Raw genomic sequence first — 14573 nt, 5'->3', positions numbered from 1 at the left:
ATAACACTATTGAAATGAAGATAAAATTTTTACATTTCTATAGCAATTATTTTATAATGGATTTATAAATAATTTAACTCCTTTCATTATAATATATCTTTGAAGCAAATGAAAAGAATGCGCCTGATTACTTCACTCAATAGTTTTAAATTATTTTATTTACCTACAGCTCTAATCTGTGTGATATCATTTTCCTATTCTCAATCTACAGATACACTTAAAGTGGAAACTGAAGATTGCCAACAAGAAGAGTTGGGAGATGTATTGCGTGGAATGCTAAATAAACCACCAAAAATAGATACAACATCCAAAAGTGCATCGCTGATATTACTGCCCATTATCGGATCAAATCCTGCAACCGGTTTTATGGTTGGTGTAGGTGGGCAATTTGCATTTCAAACTTTAGGTAGCGAATTATATTCTTTATTATCAGGTAGCCTTCAATTAACTACAAAAGGTCAGTTTCTTATCCTATTAAAGAATAATATCTACACCAAAAATGAACGTATCTTTTTAAGTGGCGACTGGCGCTATCAAATATTTTCTCAATCTACTTATGGTTTAGGGACAAATGCTCCTGATGGAGGAGTGTTGGATTATCAATATTCACTTGCAAATAACGAAACTGCAATTGATTCATTTGCACAACCTATGACCTTTGATTTCCTCCGCTTTCATCAATCAGTATTGGTGAAAATTAAACCAAAATTTTATTTAGGTTTGGGATATTATTTTGACGGCTATTATAAAATTGTAGATCAGAAATTAAATTTAACTCCTGATGATACTTTAATTACAAGTCATTATGCATATAATACGTATTATGATTTTAATACTTCTAAATATTTTTCTTCTGCAATAAATATCAATGTGCTCTACGACTCAAGGGATAATATGATTAATTCCTATAAAGGGTATTATGCAAGAGCAAGTTGGCGAGGTGCTTTTGAGTTTTTAGGTAATGAAGTGGGTGGTAATGTGTATGAATTTGAATACCGGAGTTTTCACAGTTTATCAAAACATAATCCAAGACATCTTATTGCTTTTTGGATGATGGCTAACTTTTCCGATGAAGGTACTTTTCCTTATATGGTTTTACCTGCTACAGCATATGATCAAAGAGGTAGAAGTGCACGAGGTTATACGCAAGGTCGTTTCCGTGGAAATGATTATGTGTATTTGGAAACTGAATATAGATTTCCAATTACGAAATGCAATAAAGTATTAGGAGGAGTTGTATTTGCAAATGCTACATCCACCAATGGATTTGAAGATGACCCCAAACTGTTTGAATCCATTAAACCCGGCTATGGCGCAGGATTACGCATTATGGTTGATAAACAATCAAAAACAAATCTTGCAGTAGATTTTGGCTTTGGTGAAAAATCATTTGGATTTTATCTTGCTGCCTCAGAAACTTTTTAAATGGATTTTATACTTTAACAAAATTCTCCTTCAAGAATTAATCATTAATAAATTTTACAATTTCATCTATTAATAAATCAGGTTGCTCGGCATGCACCCAATGCCCTGCGTTGGCAATTATTTTCCATCGTGCATTTGGAAATAACAATTGAATTTTCGGCCAATCTTCTTTTAAAATATAGGGTGATTTTTCTCCACTGATAAAAAGTGTTTCTCCTGAAAATACGTGTGTAGCTTTTATTTCAGTTAAAATATTTTCTTCGTAATTATTATACAATGCATCCAGATTAAATTTCCACGAATAACTGCCACCAGAATTGCGCTGCAAACTTTTTAATAAAAATTGACGAACGCTAAAGTTGGGAATTTTATTCAGCAATATTTTTTCTGCATCAGCACGATAATGTACTGTCTTAAGATCTATGGATAGCAATGCATCCATTATTTCTTCATGCCCTCCCGGATATTTTTTTATGCCGATATCCACCACAATTAATTTCTTTATTTCTTTGGGATATGTTAATGCAAATTGCATGGCTGTTTTACCTCCCATGGAATGGCCTAAAATATTTGCTGAAGAAATTCTGGTTTGAATAAGAAACTCATTCAAATCATCTGCCATTGCAGAATAGGAATGCAAATCATCGTGCGGTGAACGACCATGATTGCGCTGGTCAATTAAATACACTGTGAAATATTTTTCCAAATTTTTTCCAACAGTTTGCCAGTTATCCAACATACCAAACAAGCCATGTAAAATAATGAGTGGTTCACCACTTCCAGATACTTTATAATTTAATTTCACAGCACAAAGATAATGTGAGAATGCGCAAATGTGATTAATGTGCAAATATGCAAATGTGCGAATGTGCAAATTGATTAGCTGATTGGATGATTAGCCGATTAGCAAATTAGCAGATGTGTTTAAGGTGAAAATGTGAGGTATGTGTAACTGTCGAATCGTGAAATCGTGTAATCGAAAAAAAACGATGGCTTGTTTTGAATAGCATTTAAACACGAAACCCGAAACGTTTTTTGTCAATAGTCAATAGTCAATAGTCAATAGTCAATAGTCAATAGTCAAAAATTAACTTTTGTTTTTCAAATCACGAGAGCCGCTAATTATCCGTGAAATAATTCCTTTTTGATTAGTGAATTCTGCAATTAAAACACCGGCGATATGCACTATAATAAATGCTAACAAATAATAAATACCAAGTACATGAATCTCTTCCATAGAGTTTTTCAAACTCTTTGGTCCTAATACGATTATCATTCCTGTAATTAAAGAAATAGCAACACATACATAAAACACAATGTAAGTCCATTTTTGAAATTTTACTTTTAATGATAATCCTTTCACAAATGGATTTTGAAATTTCATAAATCCGGTAGGGGCAAGCAGAAACCGAATACTAAATAATCCCACTAAAAAATATCCAATGTAAATATGCCAAATCCACATGGGTTGTCTTATTTGTTTTGCTAATGCTATACTTTGATCTTCTGATAATTTTTGATCAGTAGTGCTAAGGTAATTTTGAATAATCTCTGAAACATTATATTTATTCATCCATGTTAATCGCAAAAAAATTGTAATTAACAATAGCATAAATGCAGTGGCTATTGTCCAATGCAATATGCGATATATTTTAGAATACTTTACCGCTTCCATAACATGTATTATTTTTTATTATAGTCTAAAACTATCTATTAAATTTCCATTAATGTATGACTTATATCATTGTAATTGCAACTCAATATTGCACGAACTATTTTCTTGAAAATCACTTCTACTATTATGAAAATGTAATTCGAAATATTAAAAAAACTATGGTTTTAGCTTTTTATTCCTTATATGGATATAAATTTAACAATGCATCATAAATAGCATTATGCAGAATAGTCGCATGATTTTCATTGGCCATGAGATTGTATTCAATAGTTAAATTTTTATTGCCGGATTTTTCTAAAGCTTTCTTTAATCCGGAAGCATCACGAATCATTATTTTTTCCTCACCTGTTCCGACTGCTATATACACATACAGTTTATTCTCACTTTGATTTTCTAAAAGTGCATTTGCATTCTCCAGCATACTTTCATTATCCCACCATAAACTTGGACTCACAATTATATAATGCGTAAACAGATCAGGTTTCTTTAATAAAATTTCAGATGCAAGCAATCCAGCTAATGATTGGCCAATAATATATTTTATACCATCGGTTTTATATGTATTTGAAATAAACGGCTGCAACTCCTCTTCAATAAATTTAATAAATACATCAGAGTGACCTGTAGTCGGGAAATCCTTTTGCAAATCTTCTAAATCCGTATGAAAAGTAAAATCTCTTTTTCTGTCCACATTTGCAATACCGACAATAATAATATCCGGCATTTGAAATTGCAGATTAAAAAACTGAACTAGTCCAACAATATGTAAAAAATCTTCATTGATGGTGCCATCTAATAAATATATAACCGGATAAGCTTTGGCAGTATCATAGTTTCCGGGAAGATAAATATTTAAAATTCTGTCTTCATTTAACACCTCAGACTTAATGGTTCTAATTTCTCCAATAACCAAAGGTTTGGTAGAAAGCGTTTGTGGTTGTGCATACAGATTGCATCCACACAATATGATTAAGAATATCAAAATTGTTTTTCTCATAGTTTCAAAAATACTGTAGGGTTAATTAATAATTCAATAATGTAGGTTGAATAATGTTGAGGGTTTAATCCAATATAATAGAATTTACAATGGTTAGAAAAATTGGGAATATTATAAATTAAAATTTCACATTCATTTATTATAAAATTTATCCTCCACCCATTTTGAAGGATTATTAATAATATAATTTGAAATGTTTTGATACGATTGTTTATTGCGAATGATGTGTTCGTGATAATTACGTCGCCACACAATACAACCGATATTTAATAAATTCAATTGTTTTGTTACCGATGATTTATAACCCCGAATAATTGCACCAATTGTTTGTGATGGACCCTGTGGGGGCGAATTGCATTCGCCCATTTTATTTTTTTCCATATCATCAACTTCGGACAAATGCAATTCGGGTGTTTCATTATTATGGGGCGAATGCAATTCGGGTTTGTCAATATTATGGGGCGAATGCAATTCGGGTTTGTCAATATTATGGGGCGAATGCAATTCGGGTTTGTCAATATTATGGGGCGAATGCAATTCGGGTTTGTCAATATTATGGGGCGAATGCAATTCGGGTTTGTCAATATTATGGGGCGAATGCAATTCGGGTTTGTCAATATTATGGGGCGAATCCGGTTCAATGATGCAATTCGGGTTTGTCAATATTATGGGGCGAATGCAATTCGGGTTTGTCAATATTATGGGGCGAATGCAATTCGGGTTTGTCAATATTATGGGGCGAATGCAATTCGCCCCTACCAATTAACCGGATTATGCCATGAAAATGGTTGGGCATTACCACAAATTCACATAATTCAACATTGGGACGTATTTCTGTTGTTTTTAACCATTCATCATGTGCAATTATTCCATATTCATTCAATATCATTTCTGCATCATTGTCTGCGTTCTTAATTATTTCCCCAAACAAACATTTTCTTTTATATGTACATATCGTAATAAAATACAAACCTTCTTGCGAATAATCATATCCTTTTAATCGGATGGATTTGCGGTGATGAATTTGTGGGTTGTATTTTGATTTGTTGTCCATTTTCTATCTACTCTCCAAATATACAACACACCACTTTTTTTGCTCTCCTCTTTCTATTTATATCATTTTCATATCAAGGCTCGTAAAATGATATTGGAATTTCATCCATCACCCCAATCTCCCCCATCATTTCTATCAAAAGACCTCCATAGTTATTGCTTATCTTTGCAACACTAAAAATAAATTTTTCTAAATTATGAGTAACGCATTTTTTAAAGTCCCACAGGTAATTAATGAACCGGTGAAAAGTTATGCTCCGGGAAGTACTGAACGCAAATTATTGAAGGAAGAAATAAAAAGATTGAAGGCGATACAAATGGATATCCCGATGTTAATTAACGGGAAAGAAGTGCGCACAGATAAAACGGTTTCAATACATCCACCGCATGAGTTATCGCATAAATTAGGTGTATTTCATAAGGGAAATGCTTCGCATATAACTGATGCAATTAATGCAGCACTTTCCGCAAAAGAACAATGGGAAAATACCCCCTGGGAACATCGTGCTTCTATATTTTTAAAAGCTGCTGATTTATTGGCCGGACCGTATCGCTATAAGATGAATGCGGCAACGATGTTATGTCAAAGTAAAAATCCGTTTCAAGCGGAAATTGACAGTGCTTGTGAGTTGATAGATTTCTGGAGATGGAATGCGCAATACATGACGCAAATATATTCTGAACAACCGGAAAGTGCGCCGGGTATGTGGAACAGAATGGAACATCGTGCATTGGAAGGTTTTGTATTTGCACTTACTCCTTTCAACTTCACTTCTATTGGTGGTAATTTGCCAACTGCTCCTGCGATGATGGGAAATGTAGTGGTATGGAAACCATCGAATACACAAATTTATTCTGCATGGGTTATCATGGAAATTTTGCGTGAAGCGGGATTACCTGATGGTGTAATTAATCTTGTGTATGTAAGTGGTGTGGAAGCGGGTGATGTAATTTTTAATCATCGTGATTTTGCGGGAATACATTTCACAGGTTCTACTGAAGTATTCCGCACAATATGGAAAACAATCGGCAACAATATTTCAAAATATAAATCCTATCCACGCATTGTTGGTGAAACCGGCGGAAAAGATTTTGTGGTTGCACATAAATCCGCAGATGCAAAAGCATTGGCAACAGCATTAGTGAGAGGTGCATTTGAATTTCAGGGACAGAAATGTTCTGCTGCAAGTCGGGCATATATTCCATCAAATTTATGGGAAGAAGTGAAAGGTTATATGATTGCTGATTTGAAAGATATGAAGATGGGAGTGATTGATGATTTCAGCAATTTTATAAATGCAGTGATTGATGAAAAAGCTTTTGATAGTATTGCGGAATACATTACAAAAGCAAAAGCAGATGGTCAGGAAATAATCGCAGGTGGAAATTTCGATAAGTCGAAAGGATATTTTATTGAACCAACGGTTATCGTTGCAAAAGATGCTTCTTACAGAACAATGTGTGAAGAAATTTTCGGACCGGTGCTTACTATTTATGTTTATGATCCTGAAAAATGGTTAGAGACATTAAAGATTGTTGACAATACTTCGCCTTATGCATTAACAGGTGCTATATTTTCACAAGACAGATATGCAATTCATGAAGGTATGCATGCACTGCGCAATGCATCAGGTAATTTTTATATTAATGATAAACCCACTGGTGCTGTTGTTGGTCAACAACCGTTTGGTGGTGCAAGAGCTTCCGGAACAAATGATAAGGCCGGCAGTATTTTAAATTTATTGCGTTGGGTATCACCGAGAGCTATTAAAGAAACATTTGTTCCACCAACAGATTATCATTATCCATTTTTACAAAATGATTAATTGCATTTATTAAGAAATTTAATCTTGAATAATTATTTCAAAATATTTTTAATTGCAATAATTATTGCGGTGCTTCCATCTTTGACCTTTGGTCAAATGGTAGCAGTGGATGATTTACCTTTTACAAATGAAGAGGTTCCTAAAATGTTGAATGTGGTTGCAAATGACATTAATGGTGGCGGTGGAATTCTTACCGTTACTCTTTTGTCAACAACAGTAAATGGCACTTTGGATTTGATAGAAGCAGATGAAATTTTATATACACCTTTTTTAAATTTTTTCGGTACAGATACTTTTAGTTACAAAGTTTGTAATGGAGCAGAACCATCTCCTGAATGCGATAAAGGTTTTGTTTTAATCAGTGTTTTTCCTATTGCTGATTATCCGGTTGCAGTAAATGATAGTTATACAATTGCGGCACTCACTAATGGTAATTTTTATGTGTTGGAAAATGATATCAATGTGGATGCAGAAGTATTGGAAGCAACTATAATTGAAGCACCATTACATGGCGTTGCAACAATTACAGGTGATGAGAATATTATTACATACACGCCAGCTTCATCATTTGCAGGACAAGATACTTTACAATATTCTGCTTGCAAATCCGGTTCAACTATTTATTGCGATACTGCATTTGTATTTATCAATGTTACTACTACCAATTTCAATGCGCCTGTTGCAGTGAATGATTTTTATACCACTACTTTATTTCAAACTAAAACATATTCACCTCTGCTGAATGATACGGATGCTGATGGTGATGCTTTACAATTACAATCTATTTTTTACACAAGCTTTTCCGGCACTGTTTCGCAATCAGGAAATACAATTATTTATTCCACATCCATAAAAGCAAATGATACTTTGCAGTATATAGTTTGCGATATAAATGCTCCTTCACTTTGCGATACAGGTCAAATAATTTTTCAGGTAATTAATTTAAATGTACCCGATTCATTTTCTCCCAATGGTGATGGCATCAACGATAAATTAGTGATTGATGGATTGGAAGATTATCCTCAATTTATATTTGCAGTTTATAATCGTTGGGGAGATGTAGTGTTTGAAACAAAAGATCCGACAATGTATTGGGACGGCACCTCAAATATTTTGGCTTCTTATCTTCCTTCAGGTCAGATGGCGGAAGGCACTTATTATTTTACATTGAATCCGGGAAGTGATTTTGAAACACTCAAAGGATATATAGTTTTAAAAAGATAAATGCAGAAAAAAATTACATATCAATTTTTATTGCTCAGTATTTTTCAATGCATAGCAGCTATTTCTATTTCACAAAATCTGCCTACGTACGAGCAATATCATTTTAATCAGTTGGTAATAAATCCTGCGTATGCGGGAAGCAATGGAACATTAGATGTGCAGGCATTTATTCATACACAATGGACAGAAATGGATGGTGCTCCACAAACAGAATCATTAAGTGCTTCCACAGTTGTTGGCGATGGAAGACATGGTATCGGAATTTCTTTTGTGCATGATAATGTAGGTGTAAGTGATAAAATACAATTAAAAGCAGATTATGCTTTCCGCATGTATATGGGTAAGGGTGTGCTCGCTATTGGAATTAGTGCAATTGCAAATTATACCAATTGGAATTATGCAGAATTAGATGCATTTCAAGATGGTGATCCTGCATTTACCGATGTGCCTGAAACTTCACTCACACCTAATTCCGGTTTTGGTATTTGGTATAGCAATCCGATTATGTTTACCGGTTTATCAATTCCTGTTTTAGTGGAGAATGAAGATTTAGCTGTAATACCAAATGCAGATGAAACAATTAATGTGTATGATGCTACCCGACATTATTTTTATACACTCGGATTTTTAATTCCTATCAGTGAAAACTTTAAATTAAAACCATACACACTTGCAAAATATAGCTTTGGCAGTCCCGTTCAGATTGACGGAAGTTTAAGCATGATTTTTTATGATTTTTTATGGGTGGGTGGAAGTTATCGCACAGATAAAAGTATTACACTGATGGCAGAGTATTTTTTGAAAAAGAATAATACGTTACGCAGTAATACTTTCGGATTTGGTTATGCATATAACTTTAGAAATGATAATACCTCCGCTTTATTTGGAGCCACACACGAAGTATTTATTTCTTTTAACTTAGATACTCACATCACCAAATTTGTTAATCCCAGATTTTTCTGAAATTAGTAGCAGATGAGCAAAAAAACCAATGTATTTATTTTATTTCTGTTGATTCAGGTTGCGGCCTTTTCACAAAAGGATTTTAATAAGTATGCAAACAAATTATTTGATGCAGGTGCATACAATGAAGCTGCACCCATGTATCTTTCTATGTTGCAGCAGGCATATGATTATGAGAATAATTTCAAACTTGCTGTGTGTTTAAAAAATTTAAATCGGGTAAATGAAGCGGAATATTGGTATGGTGTTTTAGCGGAACAAAGATCAGGTGATGCTGATATTCTATATAATTATGCACAGTTATTAAAGCTGAATGGAAAATATAAAAGTGCTAAAGAATGGTTTTTAGAATATGCGCAGTTTAATGAGGATGGCTATTATCTTGCCGGCACTTGTGATTATGCAATGGGTATTACAGAAAAATTATCTGCATGGGCAATTGATACACTTTCAATTAATACATCAGGTTCAGAAACAGCACCCGCATATTATCGCAGCGGAATTATATTCGCTTCTACAGGAGTTTCTACGGGTGATAAAAAACAAAAAATAAATCACGCTTCCGGATTGCCATTTTATAATTTATATTATGCAGCACAAGGAAGTGATAATAGTTTACGCAATCCAACGGAATTGGATGGAGTAAATACAGATATGCATGAAGCTTCTGCATTTTTTGATTCAAACAGCAGTACATTATTTTTTACTCGCAACAATTATTATAAAGGCAGACAATTAAAAGGAAAAGATGATGCCGTGCATTTGCAAATATTCACAACGCTTTTTGCAGATGGCAAATTTCAAAAAGCAAAACCATTTCAATTCAGCAGTAAAGAATATTCCATCGGTCAACCATGTTTATCTCCCGATGGAAATATTTTAATTTTTACAAGTGATATGCCGGGTGGATTTGGCGGAACAGATTTATATTACACAGAAAGATTAGAGGAAGGATGGAGCTTGCCAATAAATATGGGAGCAGTAATTAATTCCAAAGGCAACGAAATGTTTCCCTTTATTACTGATGAAGGAAAACTTTATTTTTCAAGTGACTGGCATCCCGGTTTAGGTGGTTACGATATTTTTATTTCTGAACGCAATGCAGGTAATTGGACAAAGCCACAAAATTTAGGTACGCCTGTAAATTCATCTCGTGATGATATGGCTTTTATTATTCATAATGGTGTAGGATATTTTTCAAGCAACAGACCAGGTGGAAAAGGTAGTGATGATATTTATCGCTGTATTCAATTGCAGGAAATTGAAGCATTGCATATTCAAAATTCGAAATTACAAGATGTAATTGGCGCACAAGTTACATTGTATGCTGGTGATAGAATTGATATGAATGGGTATACAAATGTGCTTGGTATGTTTCCTGTTGCTTTGCAAGAAAATACTGAGTATTCTTTAACCATAGAAAAGGAAGGATATCTTGAAACGAATTTGCAGCATGTAGAGCAATTTCAAAGTAACAATGGAATATTACCTGTGCATCTGCAGGAATTATTTGATGAAGAACAAAATGAAAATATTATTATTGAAGAAACTCCTGAACAAAATTTAATAAGCGATGAAACAGAAGAAATTATTCCGGAGGAAAAAATAAATGTAAATGAATCTTCTGCAATTCCCAATGCAGAAAATACTGCTGAAATAATTTCTGCAACTTCATTTGCCACAGATAATTCTGCTGCTAAACAAACCACTGAAACAGCTATACCAGAAATTACTTCTACTCCCCCTCCTATTATTGCAACAGTGCCAGTGCTACCTGCTGAAGATGTAATTATTTATGAAGTGCAATTAGGTGTATTCCGAACTCCGGATTATTCCAAAATAGATTCCTTTAAAAAATTTGGTGAAGTAACGAGTATAAACAAAGATGATGGCACTACAAGGGTTTCAATTACCAAAATAATTACACTGGATGATGCACAAGCATTACAGAAAGAAGCCATTGAAAAAGGTTATGCAGGTGCATATATTATTACCTATAAAAATGGAGTAAGAATTAATTAAGAGGAAGTTCAACTCTAATCTGCATCTTTGTAATAATGGATACGAAGAAACCAACAATACTAATTACCAATGATGATGGATTTACAGCTCCCGGAATTTCTGCATTGGTAGAAGCCATGATGGAATTGGGAAATGTGATTGTGTTAGCACCGGATAAACCACAATCGGGAATGGGACATGCAATCACTATTAATGATCCCTTGCGATTAAAAAAATTAGATTTTTTTGGTGAAGTGGAAGCATATTCCTGTTCAGGAACTCCGGTGGATTGTGTGAAAATTGCGAAGGATAAAATTTTACATCATAAACCTGACCTCTGTGTTTCTGGAATTAATCACGGTTCTAATTCTTCTATTAATATTATTTATTCAGGTACGATGTCCGCAGCTTTAGAAGCTTCGATTGAAGGAATTCCCGCTATTGGTTTTTCATTGTTGGATTATAGCCATAGTGCGGATTTTTCTGCTGCAAAAAAATATGCATACACCATTGCAAAACAAGTATTAGAATTTGGATTACCTGATAATGTATTATTAAATGTAAATATTCCTGCATTGCCATTTGAAGAAATTGCAGGCATGAGAATTTGCAGACAAGCTGTTGCAAAATGGGAAGAAGAATATGATGAACGATTGGATCCAACAGGTAAAAAATATTATTGGTTAACAGGTAAGTTTGTTAATTACGATAAAGGTGATGATACGGATGAATGGGCATTGGCAAATAATTATGTTTCTATAGTTCCGGTTCAATTTGATTTAACAGCCCATCATGCAATTGCATTTTTTAATAAGCATTGGAATGTAGGAGAGTTATTAGAAAAAACTTCTGGCGACACAACAAAAAATTTAGGGTAAGCATGAGCAAATTACAAGAAGATAATGTCTGGGTTGGAATTGGTGTATCCATTTTTTTCAGCATATTTATGTTTTATGTATTAGTTACATTAAATCAAAATTTAATTGGAAAACCATTTAATGGTAGAGAGTTCGGCGGAATTCGTGAACGTTTTATTGCAACACTTGCAGTGTTTTTTAATATTATTCCATTTATAATTTATCTGCGGGCAAAGAAAGATCATTCCATGCGTGGCGTTGGCATTGTTACAGTACTATTAGCATTGTTTGTAGTGGTTTTTTATTACCTGTAAATACTAAATCAAAGTTTCAATTGAAATATTATATCATAGCAGGAGAAGCTTCCGGTGATTTGCATGCATCGCATCTTGTAAAAGAAATGATTGCTGCAAATCATAACATTGAATTTCGTGGATTTGGTGGCGACAAAATGAAAGCAGCAGGTGTAACAATTGCAAAGCATTATAAAGAAATGGCCTTCATGGGTTTCACCGAAGTGATAATGCATCTGCGCACTATTTTAAAAAATATAAATCTGTGTAAAAAAGATATTGAGGAGTATGCACCCGATGCAATAATTCTTGTTGATTATCCCGGTTTTAATTTTCGTATAGCACCTTTTGCGAAAGCACATGGTATAAAAGTTATTTGGTATATCTCTCCGCAATTGTGGGCATGGAACAGTGGCAGAGTTGAAAAAATAAAAGCAAGTGTAGATTTACTTTTAGTAATTCTCCCCTTCGAAGAAGCCTTTTATGAGCAACATAATTTCAAAGCACATTATGTCGGTCATCCACTCACCGATCATTTAATTTCTCGTATTCGGGATCCATTATTTTTCAGAGTATTAAATATTCCGGAACAACCTGCAATTGCAGTATTACCCGGAAGCAGAAAACAAGAAATAAAACGCAATCTGGATATCATGCTGAGCGTAGCATCCGATTTTCGTGAGTGTCAATTTATTGTTGCATGTGCGCCGGGAATTGAAAAAAGTTTTTATGATAAATTCCGCAAGGAGCAAAACATTAACTACGTTTATAATAAAACTTACGATCTGTTACAAAACTCTGTTGCCGCATTGGTCACATCTGGTACTGCAACTTTAGAAACTGCATTATTGCAAGTGCCACAATTAGTGTGTTATAAAGGCAGTTTAATTTCTTATGTAATTGCAAAACGACTTATACATGTGAAATATATTTCGTTAGTGAATTTAATATTGGGAAAAGAAGCAGTGCCCGAATTAATTCAATTTCGTTTTTCAAAAAAATATTTAATTCCCGCTCTCGACAGATTATTATACAACAATGATTATCGCATGCAAATGATTGAAGATTATATTAGTCTGCGTGAATTATTAGGTGAAGAGGGTGCCTCTGAAAGAGCAGCCGAAAAAATTCTCACCTTTATGTCTTCCTGACATTTTACTACATTTGCGTCCGCTTCGGGGGCATAGCTCAGTTGGCTAGAGTGCTTGCATGGCATGCAAGAGGTCGTGGGTTCAAGTCCCACTGTCTCCACAAAAGCAGGAAAATTTTCCTGCTTTTTTTTATTCGTTTTTAAATTATGCTTCTTAGTTTTAAGCAATGCAATTACAAACAGACAAAATAGTTTATAAAGATTTTCCAATTGATATTTTGCGATTGGATTTAATTGGTGATAAACTGCAAGGCAATAAGTATTTTAAATTGAAATATAATATTGCCGAAGACAAAAATCAAAAGTTAGATACACTGCTCACATTCGGTGGTGCATTCTCAAATCATATTTATGCAACTGCTGCCGCCGGCAAAGAACACGATATAAAAACGATTGGAATAATTCGTGGCGAAGACAATCCAAATAATCCCACATTACAATTTGCAAAAAGTATGGGTATGCAATTGGAATTTATTAATAGAGAAGCATATCAACATAGAGCAACTCCTGCATTTGAAACTACATTGAAAAATAAATTCGGCAACTTTTATTTATTGCCGGAAGGTGGCACAAATGATTTGGCAATTCAAGGTTGTGCAGAAATTTTATCCGGCCTAAAAAATAAGTATGATCGCATTTTTCTACCAGTAGGTACTGGTGGAACTATTGCAGGAATTATTTCAACACAGGAATTAAAAACGCATGTAACCGGCATTTCTGTTTTGCGTGGAGATGATACATTGACAAAAGCAATTAAAGGGTTAGCTAAATCACCCAATGCAGATATTACCTGGGATGTGAATTTTAATTTTCATTATGGTGGATATGCAAAATTCAGTTCGAAGCTGATTGAATTTATCCGAAAATTTTATAAAGAATATAATATCATGTTGGATCCTATTTATACGGGTAAAATGATGGGTGGTATTTTCTTTATGATTGATCATGATAAAATAGAACCGGGTAAAAAAATTCTTGCAATACATACCGGAGGTTTGCAGGGAATTGATGGATGGGAATATCGTTTTGAAAAAATTATAAAAGCATAAAACTATATTATAACGCAAATCAATTTTGCTCAGTAATGCATTGTTTATATTTGTTTAATT

14 protein-coding genes and 1 tRNA gene are annotated in these 14573 nt (G+C 33.8%); 10 read left to right on the top strand and 5 right to left on the bottom strand.

Annotated features, from left to right (window positions below):
- Nucleotides 1-117 precede the first annotated feature (117 nt).
- A complete protein-coding gene (locus IPN31_00725; protein ID MBK8680442.1) occupies nt 118-1425 on the top strand; it encodes a BamA/TamA family outer membrane protein in 1308 nt (435 codons plus the stop codon).
- Nucleotides 1426-1462: 37 nt separating this feature from the next.
- Here IPN31_00725 and IPN31_00720 read toward each other — a convergent pair whose 3' ends face one another.
- The 5 genes from IPN31_00720 to IPN31_00700 all read right to left on the bottom strand — a co-directional run bounded on the left by IPN31_00720 (nt 1463) and on the right by IPN31_00700 (nt 5151).
- Nucleotides 1463-2230 carry an alpha/beta fold hydrolase gene (locus IPN31_00720; protein ID MBK8680441.1) on the bottom strand — a complete coding sequence of 256 codons (768 nt, stop codon included), beginning with the start codon at nt 2228-2230 and terminating at the stop codon, nt 1463-1465.
- Between the two features lie 282 nt (nt 2231-2512).
- Complete coding sequence (locus tag IPN31_00715; GenBank protein MBK8680440.1) at nt 2513-3100, bottom strand: cytochrome b/b6 domain-containing protein; 588 nt, start codon at nt 3098-3100, stop codon at nt 2513-2515.
- A 172-nt stretch (nt 3101-3272) separates the two neighbouring features.
- Nucleotides 3273-4097, bottom strand: a complete 825-nt coding sequence (locus IPN31_00710; GenBank protein ID MBK8680439.1) for an alpha/beta hydrolase — start codon at nt 4095-4097, stop codon at nt 3273-3275.
- A 132-nt stretch (nt 4098-4229) separates the two neighbouring features.
- Entirely contained in the window at nt 4230-4760 is a 531-nt protein-coding gene (locus IPN31_00705; GenBank protein MBK8680438.1) for a hypothetical protein, read from the bottom strand.
- Nucleotides 4735-5151, bottom strand: a complete 417-nt coding sequence (locus IPN31_00700) for a hypothetical protein (GenBank protein MBK8680437.1) — start codon at nt 5149-5151, stop codon at nt 4735-4737. The genes IPN31_00705 and IPN31_00700 overlap by 26 nt, the downstream gene beginning before the upstream one ends.
- Before the next feature lie 196 nt (nt 5152-5347).
- Between IPN31_00700 and pruA the strand changes: the two genes are divergently transcribed.
- The 9 genes from pruA (at nt 5348) to IPN31_00655 (ending at nt 14513) form a co-directional block, all read left to right on the top strand.
- The gene (pruA, locus tag IPN31_00695) at nt 5348-6976 is read left to right on the top strand and encodes an L-glutamate gamma-semialdehyde dehydrogenase (GenBank protein MBK8680436.1); all 1629 of its coding nucleotides are present in this window, start codon (nt 5348-5350) and stop codon (nt 6974-6976) included.
- Between the two features lie 24 nt (nt 6977-7000).
- On the top strand, nt 7001-8200 hold the full coding sequence (locus IPN31_00690; GenBank protein ID MBK8680435.1) for a gliding motility-associated C-terminal domain-containing protein: 1200 nt from the start codon (nt 7001-7003) through the stop codon (nt 8198-8200).
- Complete coding sequence (locus tag IPN31_00685) at nt 8201-9163, top strand: PorP/SprF family type IX secretion system membrane protein (GenBank protein MBK8680434.1); 963 nt, start codon at nt 8201-8203, stop codon at nt 9161-9163.
- Between the two features lie 12 nt (nt 9164-9175).
- On the top strand, nt 9176-11185 hold the full coding sequence (locus tag IPN31_00680; protein MBK8680433.1) for a PD40 domain-containing protein: 2010 nt from the start codon (nt 9176-9178) through the stop codon (nt 11183-11185).
- Nucleotides 11186-11220: 35 nt separating this feature from the next.
- Nucleotides 11221-12042 carry a 5'/3'-nucleotidase SurE gene (gene surE, locus IPN31_00675; protein ID MBK8680432.1) on the top strand — a complete coding sequence of 274 codons (822 nt, stop codon included), beginning with the start codon at nt 11221-11223 and terminating at the stop codon, nt 12040-12042.
- A gap of 2 nt (nt 12043-12044) precedes the next feature.
- Entirely contained in the window at nt 12045-12335 is a 291-nt protein-coding gene (locus IPN31_00670; protein MBK8680431.1) for a hypothetical protein, read from the top strand.
- A gap of 20 nt (nt 12336-12355) precedes the next feature.
- Nucleotides 12356-13465, top strand: a complete 1110-nt coding sequence (gene lpxB / locus IPN31_00665; GenBank protein MBK8680430.1) for a lipid-A-disaccharide synthase — start codon at nt 12356-12358, stop codon at nt 13463-13465.
- Nucleotides 13466-13491: 26 nt separating this feature from the next.
- A tRNA-Ala gene (locus tag IPN31_00660) sits at nt 13492-13565 on the top strand.
- Between the two features lie 66 nt (nt 13566-13631).
- Entirely contained in the window at nt 13632-14513 is an 882-nt protein-coding gene (locus tag IPN31_00655; GenBank protein MBK8680429.1) for a pyridoxal-phosphate dependent enzyme, read from the top strand.
- The last annotated feature ends 60 nt before the right edge of the window (nt 14514-14573 follow it).

The organism is Bacteroidota bacterium (assembly GCA_016715425.1).
Lineage (GTDB): Bacteria > Bacteroidota > Bacteroidia > Chitinophagales > BACL12 > JADKAC01.
The sequence above is the reverse complement of the archived record's forward strand: the minus strand, read 5'-3'. Positions and strand labels throughout refer to the sequence as shown.